Source organism: Nitrospira sp. SG-bin1 (assembly GCA_002083365.1).
Lineage (GTDB): Bacteria > Nitrospirota > Nitrospiria > Nitrospirales > Nitrospiraceae > Nitrospira_D.
Genome location: LVWS01000002.1, coordinates 1 through 21546, shown reverse-complemented (window position 1 = coordinate 21546; position 21546 = coordinate 1). Strand labels below are relative to the sequence as shown.

Annotated in this window: 22 protein-coding genes; 8 read left to right on the top strand and 14 right to left on the bottom strand. The window is 56.4% G+C overall.

The window, feature by feature from the left end; translation table 11 throughout:
* Nucleotides 1–167 precede the first annotated feature (167 nt).
* A complete protein-coding gene (locus tag A4E19_11910; GenBank protein OQW37874.1) occupies nucleotides 168–1259 on the top strand; it encodes a hypothetical protein in 1092 nt (363 codons plus the stop codon).
* 656 nt (nucleotides 1260–1915) lie between these two features.
* Here A4E19_11910 and A4E19_11905 read toward each other — a convergent pair.
* The 4 genes from A4E19_11905 to A4E19_11890 form a co-directional block, all read right to left on the bottom strand.
* A complete protein-coding gene (locus A4E19_11905; protein OQW37873.1) occupies nucleotides 1916–2101 on the bottom strand; it encodes a hypothetical protein in 186 nt (61 codons plus the stop codon).
* 48 nt (nucleotides 2102–2149) lie between these two features.
* A complete protein-coding gene (locus tag A4E19_11900; protein ID OQW37872.1) occupies nucleotides 2150–2923 on the bottom strand; it encodes a hypothetical protein in 774 nt (257 codons plus the stop codon).
* A 581-nt stretch (nucleotides 2924–3504) separates the two neighbouring features.
* On the bottom strand, nucleotides 3505–3852 hold the full coding sequence (locus tag A4E19_11895; GenBank protein ID OQW37871.1) for a DNA-binding protein: 348 nt from the start codon (nucleotides 3850–3852) through the stop codon (nucleotides 3505–3507).
* 79 nt (nucleotides 3853–3931) lie between these two features.
* A complete protein-coding gene (locus A4E19_11890) occupies nucleotides 3932–4369 on the bottom strand; it encodes a hypothetical protein (protein OQW37870.1) in 438 nt (145 codons plus the stop codon).
* A 194-nt stretch (nucleotides 4370–4563) separates the two neighbouring features.
* Between A4E19_11890 and A4E19_11885 the strand changes: the two genes are divergently transcribed.
* Nucleotides 4564–5604 (top strand): hypothetical protein, encoded by a 1041-nt coding sequence (locus tag A4E19_11885; GenBank protein OQW37869.1) that lies wholly within the window; start codon nucleotides 4564–4566, stop codon nucleotides 5602–5604.
* On the opposite strand, the gene A4E19_11880 is transcribed toward A4E19_11885, so the two are convergent.
* Nucleotides 5598–6122: a hypothetical protein gene (locus tag A4E19_11880; GenBank protein OQW37868.1), complete on the bottom strand. Its 525-nt coding sequence runs from the start codon at nucleotides 6120–6122 to the stop codon at nucleotides 5598–5600. The genes A4E19_11885 and A4E19_11880 overlap by 7 nt on opposite strands.
* A gap of 23 nt (nucleotides 6123–6145) precedes the next feature.
* On the opposite strand from A4E19_11880, the gene A4E19_11875 reads away from it, so the two are divergent.
* Nucleotides 6146–6490, top strand: coding sequence for a hypothetical protein (locus A4E19_11875; protein OQW37867.1), 345 nt, complete (start codon nucleotides 6146–6148; stop codon nucleotides 6488–6490).
* Nucleotides 6491–6641: 151 nt separating this feature from the next.
* Here the strand turns inward: A4E19_11875 and A4E19_11870 are convergent, their stop codons facing one another.
* Complete coding sequence (locus A4E19_11870) at nucleotides 6642–7259, bottom strand: hypothetical protein (GenBank protein OQW37866.1); 618 nt, start codon at nucleotides 7257–7259, stop codon at nucleotides 6642–6644.
* A 288-nt stretch (nucleotides 7260–7547) separates the two neighbouring features.
* On the opposite strand from A4E19_11870, the gene A4E19_11865 reads away from it, so the two are divergent.
* Complete coding sequence (locus A4E19_11865) at nucleotides 7548–8291, top strand: hypothetical protein (GenBank protein OQW37865.1); 744 nt, start codon at nucleotides 7548–7550, stop codon at nucleotides 8289–8291.
* A 24-nt stretch (nucleotides 8292–8315) separates the two neighbouring features.
* Here A4E19_11865 and A4E19_11860 read toward each other — a convergent pair whose 3' ends face one another.
* Both A4E19_11860 and A4E19_11855 read right to left on the bottom strand, forming a co-directional pair.
* Nucleotides 8316–9161 carry a hypothetical protein gene (locus A4E19_11860; protein ID OQW37864.1) on the bottom strand — a complete coding sequence of 282 codons (846 nt, stop codon included), beginning with the start codon at nucleotides 9159–9161 and terminating at the stop codon, nucleotides 8316–8318.
* Between the two features lie 128 nt (nucleotides 9162–9289).
* Entirely contained in the window at nucleotides 9290–9754 is a 465-nt protein-coding gene (locus A4E19_11855) for a hypothetical protein (protein ID OQW37863.1), read from the bottom strand.
* A gap of 616 nt (nucleotides 9755–10370) precedes the next feature.
* Between A4E19_11855 and A4E19_11850 the strand changes: the two genes are divergently transcribed.
* From A4E19_11850 to A4E19_11835, 4 genes are all read left to right on the top strand, one after another.
* Complete coding sequence (locus A4E19_11850) at nucleotides 10371–11054, top strand: hypothetical protein (GenBank protein ID OQW37862.1); 684 nt, start codon at nucleotides 10371–10373, stop codon at nucleotides 11052–11054.
* A gap of 103 nt (nucleotides 11055–11157) precedes the next feature.
* The gene (locus tag A4E19_11845; protein OQW37861.1) at nucleotides 11158–12333 is read left to right on the top strand and encodes an LL-diaminopimelate aminotransferase; all 1176 of its coding nucleotides are present in this window, start codon (nucleotides 11158–11160) and stop codon (nucleotides 12331–12333) included.
* An 80-nt stretch (nucleotides 12334–12413) separates the two neighbouring features.
* A complete protein-coding gene (locus tag A4E19_11840; GenBank protein OQW37860.1) occupies nucleotides 12414–12968 on the top strand; it encodes a hypothetical protein in 555 nt (184 codons plus the stop codon).
* Nucleotides 12965–13813: a pantoate--beta-alanine ligase gene (locus tag A4E19_11835; GenBank protein OQW37930.1), complete on the top strand. Its 849-nt coding sequence runs from the start codon at nucleotides 12965–12967 to the stop codon at nucleotides 13811–13813. Before A4E19_11840 ends, A4E19_11835 begins: the two co-directional genes overlap by 4 nt.
* A gap of 126 nt (nucleotides 13814–13939) precedes the next feature.
* Here A4E19_11835 and A4E19_11830 read toward each other — a convergent pair whose 3' ends face one another.
* The 6 genes from A4E19_11830 to A4E19_11805 all read right to left on the bottom strand — a co-directional run bounded on the left by A4E19_11830 (nucleotide 13940) and on the right by A4E19_11805 (nucleotide 21440).
* Nucleotides 13940–14386 (bottom strand): hypothetical protein, encoded by a 447-nt coding sequence (locus A4E19_11830; GenBank protein OQW37859.1) that lies wholly within the window; start codon nucleotides 14384–14386, stop codon nucleotides 13940–13942.
* Between the two features lie 62 nt (nucleotides 14387–14448).
* The gene (locus A4E19_11825; protein OQW37858.1) at nucleotides 14449–14880 is read right to left on the bottom strand and encodes a hypothetical protein; all 432 of its coding nucleotides are present in this window, start codon (nucleotides 14878–14880) and stop codon (nucleotides 14449–14451) included.
* Nucleotides 14881–14894: 14 nt separating this feature from the next.
* Nucleotides 14895–16262 (bottom strand): recombinase RmuC, encoded by a 1368-nt coding sequence (locus tag A4E19_11820; GenBank protein OQW37857.1) that lies wholly within the window; start codon nucleotides 16260–16262, stop codon nucleotides 14895–14897.
* 124 nt (nucleotides 16263–16386) lie between these two features.
* Nucleotides 16387–19023, bottom strand: coding sequence for a hypothetical protein (locus A4E19_11815; protein OQW37856.1), 2637 nt, complete (start codon nucleotides 19021–19023; stop codon nucleotides 16387–16389).
* Between the two features lie 15 nt (nucleotides 19024–19038).
* Nucleotides 19039–20376: a glycerate kinase gene (locus A4E19_11810; GenBank protein ID OQW37855.1), complete on the bottom strand. Its 1338-nt coding sequence runs from the start codon at nucleotides 20374–20376 to the stop codon at nucleotides 19039–19041.
* An 11-nt stretch (nucleotides 20377–20387) separates the two neighbouring features.
* Nucleotides 20388–21440 (bottom strand): hypothetical protein, encoded by a 1053-nt coding sequence (locus A4E19_11805; GenBank protein ID OQW37854.1) that lies wholly within the window; start codon nucleotides 21438–21440, stop codon nucleotides 20388–20390.
* Nucleotides 21441–21546 lie beyond the last annotated feature (106 nt).

The window sequence follows — 21546 nt, the reverse complement described above, 5'->3', positions numbered from 1 at the left end:
GGGTCCGTGGGAAATGCAAAACTCCGCTCTCAGACAGTCGATTGGTTCATGGGTGTGGCGCGTGTTATAACCGATGCCATGGGCCGAGCAGCCGGCTTCCCCCGGCTCTCTCCGGATGAACCCTCGCGGCGAGGTACGGTGTGACAGACTGGCCACGAATCTGCTTTTTGGTCGCGCTCTTGCTGAGTGCGGGTCTTCCCATGGCGCTCGGCGCGACTCCAACCGTCTTTCAGCCGGCCACGGCGGGCTATCGGTACGAATTTCCCAGAGACCATGGCTCCCACCCGGGTTACCGAACCGAGTGGTGGTACTACACGGGCCATCTGCGGTCAAAAAAAGGCCGGTCATTCGGCTTTGAGTTGACCTTCTTCCGTCGGGGGGTGCCGCCGGAGGACATCAAAACCGTGCCGTCGAAATGGTCGATCAGCCATTTGTATCTGGCCCATTTCGCCGTGACGGACATCACCGGGAAGCGGTTTCATTTTTCGGAAAAGTTCAGTCGGGAGGGATTGGGGAAGGCGGGGGCCGATGAGTCGCGACTTCATGTCTGGATCGATGATTGGCGCGCCGAGGCCGCCACGAATCCACCCGGCACGCACACCCTGGTCGCCAAAGACGCGACCCATGCCCTCGCTCTCACCCTTCAACCGGCCAAGCCGCTCGTGACGCACGGGGCGGCCGGGATCAGCCGAAAAGGGAAAGAGGCGGGGCAAGCGTCCCATTACTATTCCTTCACCAGACTGACTACGATAGGGACCCTGACGATCGAGGGCGAGCAATTCGAGGTGACCGGCCTCACCTGGATGGACCATGAATTTGGATCGGCCGAACTCGGGGCGGACCAAGTCGGCTGGGACTGGTTCAGCATCCAGTTAGAAGACGACACCGAGCTCATGTTGTATCGGATGCGGCGGAAAGACGGCTCGTCCGATATGGCCTCGAGCGGGACGGCCGTGTCACCGGATGGACGCGCACGACATCTGGAGGTCACCGACTTTCAAATCGAATCAAGCGGAACCTGGACCAGCCCCGAGAGCAAGGCGACCTATCCCAGCCGATGGCAATTGACGTTCCCGTCGCTCGACCTGGTGTTGGATGTCACGCCCTTGCTTGCCGACCAGGAATTGCGCACCTCTCGCAGTACCAAGGTTTCCTATTGGGAAGGGGCGGTGGCGGTGACCGGGACCAAACAAGGCCGGCCGGTGAAAGGTCAAGGCTACGTGGAGCTGACCGGCTACGCTGACCGGCTCAGGATGTAGCGGACACGGCGCGTGCGTTCGTGTCCGGCGATATTCAGCTCGATGCTGTATAGTTCATACCGACTCAAGTATTGAACAGAACCACCTGTGGACTTTTGCCACCGGGAGAATCTCTTCGGGTCTTGCCCCAATTTTCTTCGAAAAACTTCCTGCCATAAAATTTTTGGCGATAAGATGAACGACTTACTCGGCGGGTGAGCGCCGGCCTGGCGTAGACAATCACCTGCGAGAACCGGCTACTCCCGCCTCGAGAAGTTCGCACCGGTATCCTCAACCAACATAGGTCTGATGCATCAGGACCACCTTCAACAAAAAGGAGGACGCCATGAATAAGCTCTGGTTGTATGTCGGTGGGATTATTGCCGGAACGGCGGTGTTGATTTATGCCGTGCTCACCACGGTGAGCAGCACGAACCCTCCGTCCAGTGACCTGAGGGCGGCGTACGAGCAGTCTAAGAAATGAGTCGTCGTTGGGTGTGTTGAGATGATGCACTAACGGCCTGTAGGGTTTGAGTGTCCTCCATCACTCGGGAGTGGGCGCCTAAAAGGGAGTGTTTGTGCGTTCCGCATATCATGAACCTGCCACGTGCGAGGGAGTTATTGGCTGCACGTGGCAGGTTTCCTAAGTAAGGTAGGGGGTTTCAACCCTTCAGGAGTCACTCCCATCCGAGAGTCTCTCGCTTTCCGTTCAAACCGGTAGAATCGAGCGAAGATCCAAGGGGCCATACCAGAGCCAACTGAGCAAGGAAGAAAAAGAACGACCGGACGAGCATCAAGATATTCAAGCACAGCGGCAAGAATCGCGACAGCCTGACACCATCCGAGAACCAGTCGCATCCCATTCTTTGATGGATATCTGACTCGCTCCCCCAGGCAACGCAGCGGTATGGTCAGAGCACACCAGCCATAAGCCCAATCCCGACCACAATCAACAGAGCCGAAACAATCAGCTGAACCGATCGGAGGGTGACTTTCTTCAGCACTTTAGATCCGACGTAGGCTCCGATAAAGGCAGACACACTGGCACCAATAACAAGCGGCCACTCAACGGCTTCCCCATGAGCCGATATTCCTACGCCATAGATGACCATGCGGGACAGATCGACCATGACGGCGAGGACCACTCCCGTGGCGACAAACGCTTCTTTCTCCAGACCCGCCTTAATCAAGAACATGCTGCGAAAGGCGCCTTGATGTCCTGACAGTCCGCCGAAAAACCCGCTGATGACGCCGCCGAGCGGAAGCCATTTACGATCGAGTGTCATCTTGGAGAATGTTGGAAAGAGCTCCAGAGCAACGAAGGAAACAATGAGCACGCCGATGACCAACTTGAGGACCGACACCTGGCGGATGTTTCCAAACGCGTGGTATTCGTAGATCGGGTCGAGCTCACCCAGATACGTCAGCACTGCCGCCCCGGCAAAAGCTGCCACGATCGCAGGTAATCCGAACTTCAGCAGAATAGAGCGATCCGCTTTTCGTCCAAGCAACCCAATCTTGAAAAGGTTATTCGCCAGATGGACCATGGCCGTCATGGCAATCGCCAGATCCAGAGGGAAGAAAAGGGCGACGACCGGCATGAGCAGCGTGCCGAGACCGAAGCCTGAAAACAGCGTGAGGGCTGAGGCAAGTAACGCTGCGATGCAGACTATAACGAGGGTCACTTCACTGGTCGGCTCCGGCCGCTTGAGGGGCGTGTATGCTTGCGTGTTTCATTTACTCTCTCAAGGGATTTTTAGGACGCCGTTAGATTTCCATTTCCAGCGCCATGAAAAGACAACATTATCCAGTGAGATGATGTCACCTCAACCATTCACATCCAATGTGGACGTCACCATACCGAGTCAACTCCAGACTCCAGAGTGTTGCGTAGATGCTCATGATGACTAGGGTGTCTAAGGACTCTACCTAAGGTCGGTCTGAAGCAACTGTTAGGCATGAACTGAGACACCATCGTGGTCTAGCATCATCCTGATCACTGTCGCAGTTGGCGCAAGCTTACGAAGAACAGAACCTAAGTCCTCGGCAGCTCGAGCGCCGAGTAGAATTCTCCGAATACGGCCCGCAACGGGAAAGTATGGTTCGTTACTGAATACGCGGTGCTCACACTCATATTGCCAATGCCGAGTCTTGCAAGACAACACCTCTTCGGGTGTGGCACCACCTATAATCCCCGTGCCCCATTCTTGTAGAGTCTCAACGTACGAGACCGGACGGTTTGCGGTGTTCGACACAGCACGACGACTCATGCGACGTGGAGAAGGAACTCAACTTTCACTGAGTCGAACGGGAATGTCACTCGACCATCATCGACACGGTCAAGCACACCGGCTTTCAATAGTGCCGTCACGTCAGTGTGGACGGCCTTCACATCTCGCCGTACACGACGCGCCACTTCGCGAATCGACAAAGGGCCGGCTCCGCACATGGCTTTCAGTAATTGCCAGCGCTTGGCCGTCAGGACTTTCCAAAGGAGTTCCGGAGTAGCAAAGCTAATCCGGGCAGCCTTCTCTCCCTTCACGGATTTCCAGACTCGGATAAAATCTGCCATCGCTTCGTTAGAGGAGCGAACATCAAGAACGACGGTTTTCACGATTCCACCTCATCATGTCACGTTGAAGTCGGCTGATTCAAACTAAAGTCAAGTTGGCTATCTGCATTGTCATAACTGCTTAATCATGCTGAGCCACCACTGTAACGGGATTAGGGAATACAATCTCAATCCTTTCTGTCGGAACGGTCGACCAATATTCCTCTGCATATCTCGGCATCACATCAAGCATATGTTGGTTAACAGGCGCTACTCTTGTGTAGTTGCCGCGATGAATAGCAACGCCATCGGTTTCGGCTTCCACCTCGTAGACCAGGCCTGTCAATGCGAGATTATTTTTGTACCAAAGGGCCTCTTCAGAAGTTTCGAGAAGAAAGACTGCCTTCAGGCGACTTGGTTTCTCAGGGTACTTGGATTTTCGTATCTCCTCCAAGACATACTCTCTAAACAAGACATCATTTGCTTGTAAATAGACCCGAAGAATGCGACCCCAATTGCCAGGCAAGATAACACTGCCTGGACTAAGAAGAATGGGCGCAACATGGAAGAATTTCGGCATTGAATCCCAATTGAGCTAAAGCGATGGCATTGTCGTCATTTTCTGAGAATGTGTCAAACTTGCTTTGTGAAGACGCCCTTTTAAACGACTTTATGACCGTATTCTGACCATGGCCGAGAACCAAATGGCGAAGACGTTTCGGTCTGCGATCTCTTGACTCCCTACTTCTAGCTGTGTTTAGGTCTGCCGCCACTATGTGCCCTCTACATTCTTTTCGGCTGCTCTTCATTAGCATTCTGCTCATCGTGTTCAGTGTGACTGGCTGCCAAAAGGACAGCGAGTCGATCGTCTCGATCGCGCTCCATCCGACCAACGCAAACATCCTCTACGTGGCCACGAATGATGCCGTCTACAAGTCCCGCGACGGCGGAGGAACCTGGGAGCGGTTCCCGAGTTTCAGCGCGCGCCGGGTCACGACGCTGGCGATCGATCCGCTGCTTCCGGCCACGATCTATGCAGGCACGATGGGGGATGCGGTCTACAAGAGCCCGGACGGCGGCCAACATTGGCTGCCGCATAATGTCGGACTCAAGGAACATGTCTCGTTCGTGAATCAGTTCGTGTTTCATCCGGTCTTGAACGAGAAAATCTACATCGCCACGACGGTGGGCGCGTTCTACACGAAGGACGCGGGCCGCGAATGGGAAGAACGGATGAACGGCATGAAGGAAGTGCACATTGTAACCTCCATTGCCATCAATCCCAAGGACCCCACCATCCTGTTCGGCGGGACGACGGGCGGGATGTATCGCTCGGACGACGGGGCGATGTCTTGGAAACGAATCAACAACGGACTGATTCCCGAGAGCGAGTTGATGGCGTCGATGGCGCTGGGCGTGAATGCCATTGAAATCGAACGGACGAATCCCGACGTCGTCTACGCCGGCACGACGAAGGGGCTGTTTCGCACGACAAACAAAGGCGAAGGGTGGGAGCGGATCGGCCAATCGGTGCCCGATCCTTTCGTCAGCGGCATTCTGCTCCACCCCACCGATGCGTCACAGCTCTATATCGGCGGGCCGAAAGGGGTGTGGAAAAGTTCGGATGGTGGGAAGACCTGGCAGGCGATGAATCAAGGCATTGCGACGCTGAACATACGCGCCCTGGCCATGGATATGAAGAACCCGCGGATCCTCTACGCCGGTACCAACGGCAGCGGGCTCTATCGCTCCACCGATGCCGGCGCGACGTGGACGGCGGTACCGCTCACAGCCGCGCCGGTTTCGAGTCAATAATTGCTTTTGGCGCCGCCATCCCCATGTTGATAACGGCTGCTATAGGAGACCATGCGGTCCGAGAGTGCTTTCCACTCGTCGGCGGTCATCTGATCCTTCATCTTGAACCGGAGGCTCAGGACCCGGGCCGCGCTCTGCGCCCGCTGAATGTTCGCCTCGTTCACGATTTTGGAAAATTCGTCGGGTGTCGCCGTGTAGCTCGTGTTCAAGGTGTAGAGCTGCCGATGATAGGCCCGTTCCTGCTCACGGCTCTCCTTGAGCTCCTTGATGATGTCCCCGACGAATGCATTCACTCGCTTCGCCTTCTCGGGATCCTGCACGGTCCGATTGATCAGCCCTTCCATGTCTTGTTGGCCTTTCTGCCAGTACGCGTCGCTTTTGCCGCCGCCCATCATGCCGTGATGGTGGTGATGGGATGAGCAGCCGGCCAATACGACGAATGTCCCCAGTACAAGCAGCCCTTTGAACGTTCGCTTCATACAGTCCTCCATGGAAAAGTTGTCACGCGGTTTCGTCATGCCGTATCATCGTCAGACATACCATGCCGGACCCTTCCTCGACCACACCCGATCGATTCTCAACCCTCAAAGCCGAATTCCGTCATCACCTCGAACGGTTCTATGCCGGACTTCAACTCGCGCCCCCGTATGAAAGTGTGGAGAAAGCCATCCGCACGTTGACGACCATGGTACATGGGCTTTCGATCGAAGAACAAACTCGCCTCATGGCCGACTCGGGCTTGCGATGGCAACAGTTCCGATTGGCCTTTGAGGCATCAGGCCTCCCCAAAAAGCATCGAGGGATCATCGCCGGCCTCGCTCGTAATCGGTCGGCCCTGAACTTACCGGCCGAATATGATCACTTCTTGAACTTGTTTCTTGCGTAACAGGATGTTGAAAAACGTCCGCCAGCGGCGTTCTCACATCGCTCAGAGGCTCAACGTACGACCCCGAGTACGCCTCGCCACTTCGCTCGCTGCGGCCTTGCTGGACGGCCCTTTTGAACATCCTGTTAAGAAAGAACTCGTCGGCGGCGAGTTAGGAAGAGGTGGGGGGCGCAATGGCATTTCGCAGTTCCTCATAGACTGTCATGAGCCGGCCGTCTTCGAGCCGATAGGCAAAGGCCACCGTGACGAGTCCGAAGGCCAACACTAGGGCGGCCAGGGCGACGACTGCGATGCCAGTAAGGGTTCCTCCCAGCGAAGAAAAACCTCCATCCATGGCATACTGCACCACGAAGGTCAGGGACCCAAACACCACGAGCGCAAACCACAGGAGCGTGATGAGGGCTGACGACCAGGGCATGCGTTTGATACACAGCGTGTCCAGCGAGTGGTCTTGCGGGGTCAGACGGATCAGCCCTTTCACCGGCCAGGCGGTCCGGAACCCTAACGAGAACAGTCGATACCGCGGGCGGATCGCAATCTGGGCGGACTGTGGAGAAAACCAGGCGACTCCGTGAGGAAGCATCAGCAGGCCTTCAGGAGTGAACCGATTCGCCAGCGTGGCGAGCGTAATTTCAGGCCACTGATCCGGTTTTTTGGCGACACGGCATCCGTACCGAACGGCATCCGGGGTCAGGCGAAGAAAATATAACCAGTCACCGACGATCAGTCCGATGAACAAGACTCCCGCGAAGAGACCGGCCAGTATCATGGGAGGTAGCTATCACATAGGAACGAGCCGTGAATCAAGGAGGGAGACGAAGTCACTCCCAGTTCCCCTGGGACCGATGCAGGTATTTCCGTCTCGGTCCCCCAAGAATCTGTTGACTCATGAAGAGGAGTTTGGCTAGAGTACGCCGGATTACGTTCCCGGGCGGGCCTTGCACCACGTGAATTTCCCGCCTCAATTTTTTCCCCGCGTCGTCATGGCGGTCTACGGCCTCGAAACAGGGGGCTGGAATGCGCAACAGGCGTCTCGTGCGAAGTATGGGAGGAAAGCATGGATCCCCACAAGATTGAGCGTGTGTACACCTCCTATGCGGGGTTTTACGACAAAGTTTTTGGAAAGGTCTTCCATGAAGGGCGTGAATCGGCGATCCGCAATCTGAATGTCCAACCTGATGAACAGATTTTGGAAGTCGGGGTCGGGACCGGGCTGGCCCTTCCAATGTACCCGCGACATTGCCGGATTGTCGGGATCGATCTGTCCGAAGGGATGCTGGCCAAAGCCAAGGAAAAGGCCGAAGCCCACCACCTCGATCACGTTCAACTGCATCGCATGGACGCGGGAGCCATGGAGTTCAATGATGACAGCTTTGATACGGTGGTGGCTGCTTATGTCGTCACGGCGGTTCCCGACTATCGGAAGGTCGTCAACGAGATGATTCGTGTCTGCCGTCCGGGGGGTCGTATCATCATGCTGAACCACTTCAGCAACGGCAACAAGGTAATTGCCGCCGTGGAAAAAGTGATTTCTCCGCTGACCAAACATCTCGGCTGGCGGACGGACTTATCGCTGAATACCGTGTTGGAGGGAACGTCCTTGCAGATTGCGCGAAAGCAAAGCGTCAATCCGTTACGGTTTTGGGCCCTGGTGGAGTGTATCAACGGCAAGGGCACGCCGAGCGGCGGGAACACCGCGGCGCACAGCGTTGCAGGTTATGTAAACGGCACCGGTGTCGCCGGCTTTGCAAACGGGAACGGGAACGGCAACGGACATTATTCTCCGGAACACGCGCACTGATCAGCGTTCTCCTCTTCCCGCGGCTCACCCACCCTGTCGGGTATGATGCTCCCGAATCAACCAACTCTCCCATTCTCGGCCTGGGATGATGGTTGTGCCGACGAGGCAATCACCGGCAAAATGTTGGGTAATTCGATCGGCTAAGACTTCAAGCATCCGGCTCATCCGACGATCCTGTATCCCAGACACCCGCACCATGAGACCGAAGCCATTCCCCTCCGGTGGATCATAGGCCATGACATGGACCAGGGTGTCATCGTGGACCCTGGTGTCTCCAGTCGGAATCAGATCGCCTTCCCATTGCACCGCCGGATGAATCGCCACGGTCCGTCGTGTTTCACGCCACATACACGGCAGACCCGCTTGATCCAACTCGTGCAACAACCATTGCACCGAGGGACCTTTTCCAGTTCGGCCCTGGAACGTCCACCGAGCGAGTTCAGCCGCCTGGTCGGCCGTCATGAACGGCGTGGCGATCTCATCCAAATGAGCCTCCTCGCACACGACATACAGCTCTCCCTGGGGATCAAACCAAAAACGAAGTTTTCCCGCGCTGAATTCCGCTTGAATAACGCCCAGAGCGGAACAATCCGCGCCGTCCTGTTCGAAGATGGAAAAGTCCGTCACGCCGATCATGGTGAGTTTGGCCACTCGCCCCATGCCGCGGACTTCGTATCGAACGGTGACCGAGACGGTGGTGCCGGCCGGCACGTCCCGTCCGGATCCCTCGTCGAAGAGACGGCGTTTGGACATGTGTACGTCGGTGACATATCCTGAGCGGAAACCGCTCGTATGCCCGATCAGCCACCGTAGATCTTCAGCGGTTTTGATCGAAGGTTTCACGATGCCGATTTTAGCGCAGACATCCATTCACTGCCAGGCTTACGAAGGTATCCAGCTCGATTCCACGGCCAAAGTCGAGAAAACGGCGGTGGTGTTTGTTAGGCTCGCATGAACCTTCCTTGCACGACGCGGAACCCTCGCGGAGGAATGGGTTCTTAGGCGGAGAGGACACGCACGAATAGGTCCGGATGTTCCGGCGTGATCAGCCAGGGTCGGTCGTTCTTCTGCTGGATCCACACAAACCCATCGGTGCGTGAGACGTACATCCGTACGAGGCCATACCGCTTCGTCCACAGCCAGCCAAAACCGCCGCCGAGTCCTCCGGCTCCTATTCTCATGCCCCATCCGATTTCTTGTCGCAACTTCTTTGGATCGAGGAGTCGAACCCCCGAAATACTGTTACGGCGAATCTCCCGACGTTTCAAAGGCCAAACGACTTCGATCGATCGCTCACGGAGGATGAAGCAGGTCGGCCGAAAACGAAGCCAAATCCATAGATAGGTGGCGGTCACAATCAAACATGGAGCGACAAGGACTCGTGCCCCCGCCATCGTTGCGACCAAAAAGCCGACCGGTAAGGCCAGAAGCGCCAGAGTGACGAACAGAATGACTGGAGACATGGGGGCGAGACGAAATGTCCTGGCGGCAGCGTAGTTACTCATGGGTCGGCACAGGTCAAGCGAGAAGTCCAAACTAAGCCAAGCGCGAAGCTTTAGGTCTTGAGGAGATTCCTTTGATACACTGCCAAGTCGTTTGAAGAGAAGCAACAGAAAGTCACTTCTGGGACGGTGTGAAATTTCGCCATCGTGGCACGAACCGAAGCAATCGTCACTCTGGCGGCAAGGTCGATCGGTAGTTGCCGGTGCTGATCTTCGATTACCATTCAAGACAGCGGCGATCGCAGGATGACAGCAAGCCCGTTCGTCGCCCAGGCCATCTCATCAGCCGGACCAACGGCATGGATCATGTACCGCGAGGAGCTGCCATTCTCGTGCCATGAGGGACTCCAACTAAAACAACGAGGGTTTATCGACGAGTCTACGTGCATGGGCCTCTCCTTCCCGGGTGAGGTATGTGGAGCTGTACACATCACCCGACTATCGACTGCCGACCTTCAGAGTTCATAAGATCCACGGCATCGAAACTTGTGACCTTCCGCCTAAAAACAAACTCCTCATTTTATTCTTCACCGCGTTCGGTATATAAAAGCCATAGTTTCTCGGAAAGGAGGTGCCAATGCATGCAGTGTGCCTTCAACATGTTCCTTTTGAAGGCCCGGGCGCATTTGCAACGGCTCTCGCCAGGCGCGGTGTGAGGCTCGACTCAGTGCTTGTCCCGAAAGAGGGTCTGCCCAAAAATGCGGGTGACTTGTTGATCGTGATGGGCGGGCCGATGTCGGTGAACGATTCCGACAAGTGGATTGCCGAGGAGACCGCCTTTATCAGATCAGTGCTGCTTGCCGGTCAACCCATGATCGGGGTGTGCTTGGGGAGTCAGCTCATGGCGAAGGCCCTCGGCGCAACCGTGCGCCCAGGCCAAGCATTGGAAATCGGAATGACGCCCATAGGGTTAACCGAAGAAGGGAAGAAGGATCCGGTGTTTGGAGCCGACCCTCAGTCGTTCAGTGTCTTCGAATGGCACGGAGAAATATTCGATTTACCCGAAGACTGTGTGCCGCTGGCCGGCTCCGATGTCGCGGCTTTGCAGGCGTTTCGGTACGGAGATTGCGCCTATGGCCTTCTGTTCCATTTGGAAATGGAGGAAGGCGGGATCGATTCGCTCTGTCGCGAATGTGCGCCCGACTTGACCAAGGCTCGCCTGACCGCACAGGGAGTTAAATCAACGGCACTGCCACAGCTCCCGCGGCTCCATCAAACGGCTGATCGATTGATCGGCCACCTGCTGCAATCCGGTCGTTGATTACCGGTTCATTCCTGAAGTAGTCTTCTCCATCCGGCGCCTCTCGGCATGGGGGCACCATGTCAAGCCGGCCCGCTGATTGACGAAAGGAGTGTAATCGACCATGGGTGCTTTCCCGATCGAAGTTGCCACGCGTATTAAGACACTGCCTCCCTATTTGTTCGCCGCGATCGATAAAATGAAGCAAGAGGCCATCGCACGTGGAGCTGACATTATCAATCTCGGCATCGGCGACCCCGATTTGCCGACGCCGATGCCGATCATCGAGCGTCTGGCGAACGCGGCCAAGGATCCCAAACATCATCAATATCCCTCCTATGAAGGCATGTTGTCCTTCAGAAAAGCCGTGGCCGGCTGGTATAAGCGCCGATTCAATGTGACGCTCGACCCGACGAACGAAGTCCTCACGCTGATCGGGTCGAAGGAGGGCATCGGGCATATTCATCTGGCCTTTGTCGATCCGGGGGATGTCGTTCTGGTTCCAAGCCCTGGTTATCCGGTGTATCCGGTCGGGACAAGCTTTTGCGGCGGGCAGTCGCACATCATGCCGCTGACAAAAGCCAACGGTTTCCTTCCCGATCTCGACGCGATCCCGAAGGAGGTAGCCCAAAATGCCAAGCTGATGTGGCTCAACTCTCCGAACAACCCCACCTCGGTGGTAATGACGAAGGACTATTTCAAGCGTGTGGTCGAGTTCGCACAGGAGAACCAGGTGATCGTGTGCCACGATGCCGCCTATTCCGAGGTGTACTATGACGGGCGTCGTCCGGTGAGTTTCATGGAGGTCGAGGGAGCCAAGGAGGTCGGCGTTGAGTTCCATTCGCTCTCCAAGACATACAATATGACGGGTTGGCGACTCGGCTTTGTCGTGGGCAACAAGGATGTCCTGGCCGGTCTTGGCAAGGTGAAGAGCAATCTGGACTCCGGTTGTTTCGAGGCGGTTCAAGAGGCAGGTATTACCGCCCTGAACCTTGACGACTCGGTGACCGACAGTCTGAGAAAAACCTACCAGGATCGTCGGGACACGCTTATTCCAGGTCTCAAGCGTCTCGGCTTGGAGGTCGATCCCCCACCCGCGGCGTTTTACGTGTGGGTGACGGTACCGAAGGGTTATACGTCGACGTCGTTTACCGCCCATCTGTTGGAGAAGGCCGGCATCGTGACGACGCCCGGCAACGGGTTTGGAGCGCCCGGAGAGGGATATATCCGCATGACGCTGTGCACCTCCAAAGAACGGTTGGCGGAAGCGGTCGAGCGAATCAAGAAGGCAGGCTTTTGACCATGTCGTTCGTTAAGCGTCGTTCGCAGCCGGCGCCTTCGTTTTGACGATGCACGAATAACGCTTCGCGAGATACGCGCATGAAAGAGACGGTCTTCATCGGATTCGGATCGAATGTAGGCGATCGAGTCGATTTCTGCGATCGAGCGGTCACGTTGCTCAGTCTCCTGCCACATTCTCGGCTGACGGGTGTCTCGCTGTTGTATGAGACCGAACCGATTCGGGATCGGACCGACCCAGGCGAGGCTTGGTTCCTGAATGGAGTAGTTCAGCTTGAAACGGCCATCGCTCCGCGCAGTCTCCTGACGACACTCCAAGAAATCGAACGTTCTCTCGGGCGGGATGATGACAACCGGTCCGGTCCTCGCACGATGGACCTTGACATGCTCTTTTATGGTGAGCGTGTCATTAAGGAACCCGGCTTGACCATTCCCCATCCTCGTCTCCATCAGCGACGATTTGTCCTTATGCCCATGAATGAACTTGACCCGTTGTGGGTCCATCCCACGCTCAAACAGTCGATGGCGCAGTTATTAACGGATGTCCAAGACTGGTCTGAAGTGCGTCTTCTCTTTCCTCAGCCTTCCACGAGATACGGCTCACGCCCTGCTTGCAGCTCACCATCCGGCTCATGAAGATCATTCGCTCACCGGCAGCCATGGCAGCCTGGAGCGAGGCACTGAGACGTGAAGGCGTCACGATCGGGTTTGTCCCGACGATGGGTGCGCTGCATGACGGGCATCGATCGCTGATTCGTGAAGCACGATTACGGTGCGATGCGCTGGTGGTGAGTATTTTTGTCAATCCTGCACAATTCGGACCCCAGGAAGACCTCGTCAAGTATCCCCGCCCCATTGTGCGCGACAGAGCGGTATGCCGACAGGAAGGAGTCGACGTCTGTTTTGAACCGACCGTGGAGGCGATGTACCCGAGCGGATTTCAAACCAGGGTGACCCTTCCGGCCATTGCACGCCGGTGGGAAGGGGAAGCACGCCCGCATCATTTTCCCGGTGTTGCGACCGTCGTGACGAAGCTTTTCGGAATCGTCCGTCCTCAGATCGCGCTCTTTGGACAGAAAGACTTTCAGCAATCAGCACTCATCCGGCAGTTGATCAAGGATTTGAACCTGGGGGTGGAGATTATCGTGCATCCGACCGTGCGGGAAAAGGATGGATTAGCGATGAGCTCACGCAATGTCTATCTCTCGCCGGATGAACGACGTCGAGCTGTGACGCTGTACAAGAGCCTGAAAACAGGAGCCGAGGCGATTCGAAGAGGCGTGGCTGATGGAACGGCAATTCAGGAGGCGATGGTTCAGGTCGTCAAAGGCGAACCTGCCATGACCGCCGATTATTTGGCGGTGTGCGATCCGATTACTCTCGAGCCACTCTCCACGGTGGCGGGTAAGGCGTTGTTGCTCGGAGCGGTTCGTATCGGAGCAGTTCGGCTCATTGATAATATTCTCGTCTCCGCGAAATAAGCTCAGTCTCGTCATTATGTGAACGTATGCGACGGGCCTCACTCCTTGCTAAGGCGGAATGGTTTGTCTTGCTGAAACTCCTCCAACGGCCTTCCTAGACGGCTTTTTCAGTGCGGCCAGGCGGTTTCACGACAAGAGATTTTGATGCAGGCTCTGTCCTACCAGTAAGCTGAGGATCACCTGACTGAGGCGGTTTTTGTCATCCGCCACCATTTCGAGGAACCGGATGCCCATCGATTCCGGACGCGACGAACAGACCATGGCCGTTTCAATCTTGATAGGCTCTTCGTCGGAAGCCGGTTTGATGACCAGCTCGATAAAAGTCCCTTGCGGTAAGGAGGTCGTCGTTTCCAATGTGCAACCTCCCATGGAAATATCCGTCACACGATTATCCATTCGCATGGCATTCTCCGTGCGAAGGTTGGCCCGGAGCGACACGGGTAAGCGTTTATATTGTCGGCGATCCGCGACGGAGGTTTGACCGGGGACCTGATTGCGATAGGCACGAAAGCGCCTGGTGCAGAGTTGGCACCGAAATGAAAAGATCCTGAAGCGATTCACAATTCGCTCCAAGGTCCCCTCGTCATGGACGACTCGGACGAAGGGTGTTCCGCAACTTGGACAGTGTGGGTCTCTCATGAACTCCGGGGCACACCGGCGGCCTCGTGCACAGACAGCTGTCCCGCCGACCGATGCTCCCGCTGGATCTCCAAAATCGATTCGATATCGGCCGGTGAGTACGTGGGTGGCTTCACCCATTTCCCATCGGCCCGCTTGTACCCGCCGATCTTGCTCAGGTTGGAGCGGTGCACTTCTTGGAACACCGGTTCCATATCGATTCCATAGGACACCGCGGTTCCATAAACCACATAGAGAAGGTCCGCCATTTCTTTGGCGATCGCGGCCAGATTGCCGGCGGCCATTGCGTCCTTCAATTCATCGAACTCTTCTTGAATGAGGCGAACACGAAGTTGTTTCGTGTCCTCATTCAGATCGGTCGGAGTGCGCTGTGCCAAAATCTCGAACTTGCTGTGAAATGCTTCGACCATGGCCTGTTCGTCAGTCATGCCGGCTCCTTCATTCATTCGATGTCAAACGACAACGTCTTACGTGGAATAACTTCCGTCGGTTCCAACGCCATAATGTCCCGATCCGACGAGACTCCCAATTCTTTGAAGCGCCGCGCTGCGGGAAGGATGCGCGTCTCCAGAGAACCGACGGCGCGATTATACGCGGACACGCTTTTCCCGAGCGCCTGTCCGACATCGTTCATATGTTCAGCCAGCACCGCCATGCGCTCGTACAATTCCTTGCCCAACCGACCGGCTTCTTCCGCATGGGCCGTCATGCGTTCTTGGCGCCAGCCATACGCGACTGCGCGGAGTAACGCGATGAGCGTCGCGGGGGTGGCCAACACGATTCCGTTGGCAAATCCTTCTTCAATAAGGCGGGGGTTGTGGTCCAGCGCCGCTCCGAGGAATTGTTCCCCGGGCAGAAACAACACGACGAACTCCGGTGCGCGGTCGAACTGAGTCCAGTACGCTTTCAACGACAATTCGTCCATGCGACTCTTGACCTGAGCGGCATGGCGACGCAGGGCGTCCGTCTGTTGCGCTTCAGTCTGAGCTTCATGAGCCTCCAGGTAGGCGGAGAGCACCGTCTTCGCATCCACGATGATTTGTCGCTCTCCGGGCAACTGTACGATCATATCGGGTCGAAACCGCCCCTCGTCACCTGTCACGGAGTGCTGCTCGACGAAATCACAATGATCGACCATCCCGGCGAGTTCGGCGACCCGCTTCAACGTCAACTCGCCCCATTGACCCCGTACGGTCGGAGCCCGCAGAGCTTTCACCAGGTTTCCGGTCTCCTGCTGCAACCGTTGCTGCGATTCCGCCAACGATCGTAGATGTTGATCCAATCCCCCGTAGGCGGATTGCCGGGACTGTTCCAACAGTCGCAACTGTTCATCATAGCGTTGAAGCGACTCTTGGAGCGGGCGGACTAGCGCATCGACGGCCTGCTGCCGCTGTGCCAAGTCGCTGTCCGCTTTGATATGGAGAGTTTCAAACGATACGGCGGCGAGCTTCAAGAAGGTCTCGTTGTTGTGTTTCAATGCCTCGCCGGAGAGCGTTTGAAACGCACCCAGGAGTTCCTGCCTCGTGTGGTCGATCAGGGCTTTCTGGTCCAGCAGTTGTCGGGCCGTATCCTCCAGACGGGTTTCCGCCGTCACTCGAGCCTGTTGAGCCTCCGCCCATGCTCGTTGGGCAGATGAAAGAGCTTCGTGCTCGCTTTCGAGTCGCATTCGTAGCTCGTCCACGGTGGCTTCAGCTCGCTGAGCCGGAGGTCGCAAGCGGCTGGTGACCCATAGACCGATCAAGAGGCCGCCGCAAAACAGCCCCACACCAAAGGCTACAAGAATGGCAGCCATATCAGTCACATCAGTCATCGCATAGCCTGCATGGAGGGCGGTGTAGTGAACACTGCATATAGTGTGAAGTGCTGATAATTTAAAGCAGAGTACGCAAGGGATTGAAAAAGATCAAGGAGCAGAAGGCCCCAATCAATCAGCTCTATCCGTCAGCGGATTGTGAGGATGGCCCTATACGGATGGTCCCTGAGTCGGCGTCCATTGCTATACGCTGTCCATCGGTAAGCCGGGCCATGGCGCCTTCAACGTTGGCGATCGTCGGTAGTCCGTATTCTCGAGCGATGATGGCTCCATGAGAGAGAGTGCCGCCCATTTCCGCGATCAGACCACCGGCAAGGCCGAAGAGCGGAGCCAGCCCGGGGTCGATCACCGGGACGACAAGAATTTCCCCCGCCATGACCTTACCCCAATCTTCAACCGAGCGAATCACTCGAACCGGGCCAGTTACGGTTCCGATGCTGATCGGCATGCCTGACAAGAGATCGCCCCCGGCGGATTTTTCCGATGCCCTCGCCTGCTCGCTCGCAGTTTGCCAGTCGCGAATCGTGTCCGGCACCTCGATCGCCGCATTGCGTGCTCGCTCGCTTCTCCTGGCCTGGATCACAGCCGTCCAGTCGCGGGTGCTTCCGGCGAGCAGGTCGGCCCGATCCTTGATCGTCAAAAAAAAGATGTCGTCCACCTGATGAAGCAGCCCCCGTTCGACCAAACGCTCTCCGACGCGTATCAACAGGGTACGGATGGCGGTCGAGTAATACATCAAATGATGTCGGTTGGCTTCGCGCAGCGAGAAGAAACGGCAGAGCCTTCGGTAACACCACAGGAAGACGATCCATCTGTGATAACGCCAGCCGATGCGTTGCTTGATCCGAGTCAGTGCGTCGGTTTTCGCAGTTCCCTGACGTAAGAGAATGTGTTGTCGTGAAGGAGAGGCGGACATGAGCTGGATACGCACGATAGCCAGAATCGATTCCGGATTGTCGGCCAGACGCGGAGACATGACGTCCGATTCACCGATCGCGCGGTGCCCATAGTCATCCAAATAACCGTTGAAAACTCGAAGGAAATGCGTGCCGGCCAGAGCCACACGAAACGCCGAAGAGTCCCATGGTTCGGATGTGAGAAAAGCGTTCGTCCTCGGTTCGTCTCGGGCGATGTCCGTCAGCTCCGCGAGTCGGAGGATCTGTTGCGCGCTGATGACGGTCCCTTGTCCTTGGAGCGCGGCGTTCAACAAGCCCCTCCAGTCCGTGCCGAGCCAACGAGGAAGGAATTGGCTGAAGAGCTGCAGACATTGTCCGACTCCCGCGGCGATGCCGAACGTCACCTCCCGCCCTTCCAACCAGGGACCGAGCTTGTCGAGTTCGGTCACGAGTTCTTCCAAGGACAGGTGCAGAATGCGCTCACGGCGATACGTCATGGCCAAGTGTTTCATTTCCTGAAACAGGTGCGGACCAGAGCGTTCAACTCGTCGCATCTCCGCCCACATCATCCACAAGGCTCGGAGAAATGCCACCCCGTTGAGCGGTCGTACCGGTGGGATGGTATGCAGTGGTTCACCGCCCATCTGTTCGGCATTCAGCGACGGATCTCCATGCAGTTGGGCGATCAAGATATGAAATAGGGTGACGTTCATGTACGGGCGTCCCTTCAGCACGCGAACTGATGAGAGACCGTCGGGAATACGGCAACCAAACCTTCGATAGTGAGCGAGGATATAACGCTCCATGAACTGTTCGAGAAACGAGAGACTCAGCAGACTCGGGAGTTCCGGCATCGTCTCCTTGAAATTGGCACGCGACCACTCGCAGTCATCGTTGGTGAAATCGGTTGAAGGACGGACAGCGGTAATCGGCCTGGCCTGCACGAGCCAGAGTTGTGTGGCGTCGAATACCCATTCGAGGTCCATCGGGTGTCCGAAGGCCTGCTCGACTTGTTTGGTGATCAGGGCAAGGGAAAAGACTTGATCATCCGTCAGCGACGGACGGACTTGACCCGCTTCATCGAGCCGATCGGTGCGCAGGCCTCTCTCGGAAATCATCAGACGTTCAAACTTGTGAGCGAGACTGCGTGAGCGAATGCAGATAGGTTGTCCCTGGTCGGTCATCTCCACGACATACTGATCCGGCTCAACCCTTCCATCGACCAGCGGCGCAGCGAGACCAGGTACGGCGTTGATCGTGACATGATTCCATCGCCCGGTCACAGGATGTATTGAATAGGCGACTCCGGCCGATCGTGCATCGACCATCGGTTGGATGATCACTGCCATTCTGGGAGGAGGTGCCTGATTCCGGTGAGCCGTGTAGCCCACCACCCGTTCCTCCCACAGCGATGCCCAAAGGTCCTTCAGTGCCGAGTCGATTTCAGAAGAACACATACCCAGGTGCGTGCGATAGAGTCCCGCAAAACTGGCGTGAGCCGTATCCTCGTTCGTGACCGATGATCGAACGGCCCAGCGTGTGGCTGATGGTTGATTGAGTGTTTGGAGTGCCGTCTGCCATCGGAAGGCTAGATGGGATGTCTCTAGTTGTCTGATGCGATTCCGGCAGTCGGCCAAGGCCGACGTGCGTTCGTTTCCTTCCAGCGCTCCGACCTTCTGCCACTCCTCTTCCTCTCTAAACCCTGACGCATGCAGAGTGTGCGCATAGGCCTCTGTCGTGACGCAGAATCCTTCAGGAACGGCAAAGCCGGCGGCGATGAGCCCAGCGAGTCCAACGGCCTTTCCGCCAGTGAGTGTGACATCGCTGCAGTGAGACAGCGGAAGGATCAAGGGACGGTGCATAAGGCGGCATAGTAGCTAGAGCAGGAGGACCAGGTAAAGGTCATTGACGTTCGTGCCGGTAGGACCGGTATGGATGTGACATCCAAGGGCCTTTAAGGCAGGGTAGGTATTGTGGTGATTGAGAAACGAATGCAGATCAATGCCGAGTTTTTTTGCTCGGGCGACGGTGTTGCCGCTGACAATCGCTCCGGCTGCATCGGTGGGTCCGTCTGTTCCGTCGGTGCCCAGTGCCACGACCCATGTGTTGAGGAGGCCGGTAATCTCACATGCCGCCGCCGCGGCAAACTCTTGGGCCCGTCCGCCTTTTCCTCGGCCTGTGACCGTCACCGTGGTTTCGCCTCCCGCGATGAGACAGCAGGGGCGCTTCAAGAGACTATGTCGTTCCGTGATTGTCTTGGCAATGCCGGTCAACTGCTTCGCTGCCACACGTGCCTCTCCGATGATAGGGTCCGAAACGATCGTGGTGCGGAGACCGGCTTGCTGTGCGGCACGTGCGACCGCTTCCAGCAGGATCCGATTATTACCGATGATGTGATGCTGTACTGAGCGCAACCGTGGCGAACCGGGCTTCTGAGTCTCAGGGGCTTTTCCTCGTCGCCCACGGTCCAAGTAGCGGCGGACGGACGCCGGTATGGCAGGCCAGCATCCATATCGCTGCAACACTTCCACGGCATCTGCAAAGGTCGATGGATCGCCGGCTGTCGGCCCGGAGCCGATGGAACCGAGATCATCGCCGATGACGTCTGAGAGAATGAGCGTGATGATCCGCCCTCGAGTGGATCCCGCCAGTCCACCGCCTTTGATCAAGGACAGATGCTTTCGAACGACATTGACCTCATTGATGGCTGCTCCGCTGCGGAGCAGCAGGCGCGTCGTACGTTGCTTATCAGCCAGTGTTACGCCTGCGACCGGAGCCGGTAGGAGGCTCGATGCACCTCCTGACACGAGAACGATCAACAGATCTCGCGGTTTCAGATGTTGTATGAAATTCAGGAGCCGCTGGGTCGCGTGAATGCCGGCGCGATTGGGTATTGGGTGACCGGCTTCGAGCACGGCGATCCGCTTGGTGGCGAGCCTGTGACCTGTCTTGACGATGACGAGTCCCCCTTCCAGCCTTTCCCCAAGGACTGCCTCCAATGCCTGCGCCATCCTTGCGGACGCCTTGCCGGCACCGACGGCTATCACACGGTCGATCCGCGAAAGATCATAAATGTTATGACCCACTCGCAAAGAATGTCTCTTGAGCGAGACGCTTCGAAGCAGGGCCTGGTAGGGGTCCGCCGCCTCCAGCCCCGCGGCAATCAGTTTCCGAAGAAGTGGCGGCGCAGGGAAAGCGGGCAATTGAAGTGCCATTGACGAGAAGATTAAGGAGCAGCCATTTCTTGTTTGAAGCACCGATTGGGGCAGCTCTGACGAGGAATTCGAATGTGATAGGTCCCGCGAGGGAGGACATCCTTTTTAAATTCAGGATTCAGCATCTTGAGTTCAAGCAGATAGGTGCCGAATTCCTCGGCGATCGAGGTCAGCGCGCGCTGGGATTCCTTGACGTTGACCGTGATAGTTTCAGTCTCAAGCGGCATATAGAGGTCTTTCTTGGTCAGCCCAAGATACTTCTCCGGCTGAGAATAGATTTCCTTCGCGGCGATGATACGAGGAACATACCGCATGGTCTCACGAGGGCCATGCATCTTCCAATAGTCGGTAATTTTTTGCTCCTTGAGCAGTTTGCGGACCCGTTCCTCACCCGCGTTGTAGGAGGCCATCGCCAAGAACCAATCATTGTCCTGAAAGTCCTTCAGGTACTTGAGGTACTTTACCGCCGCTTCAGTCGACATTTCGAGATTCCGACGTTCATCCCTAACGGCGTCGCTCTTCAAACGATACCGGCGACCAGTGGAGGGGATGAATTGCCAGGGGCCGGATGCCTTCGCTCTCGAGTAGGCGGCTGAAATGCATTTGCTTTCGACGAGCAACATGTACTTGAGATCATCAGGCAAACCGGCATCGGCCAACTGTTTTTCTGCTGGAGGAAAACAACGTCCGGTGCGTTTGGCGAGGATGATACTCTCACCTTGATCTTCCAAGAATTGATAAAATTCATATTCGATCCGTTCTCTCACTTGCCAGTTATCCAACGGGACCGGCATTCCGGCAAATGTGATCTTGTCTGGCAGCTTGAATGAACTCAAAAAGAACCGCTCTCCATCGCGTTTGATTTCCGGCAGAATGACAAGCCGGTCTTCCGGTTCGGACTGCAAATCGAGCAGGTCCGGTAATAGGAGATCCTTTTCACCGTAGGATTTTTGGGCGCCATTATCCCCCGATTCCGACGTGGCCAGAACCGGAGAGCTCATGGACAGGATAAAAATAGCGATTCCGACCGCAGAAAACACGGACTGCCAACCACGAATCATCATGCTCCAACTCCTCTAGGACATCCGGGGCACGCCTTCATAAAACGCGGGGTTATGCTAACAGTCCATTGAAACGGGTGATGTCAAGCCGCGTGTGTAAATTGACGAA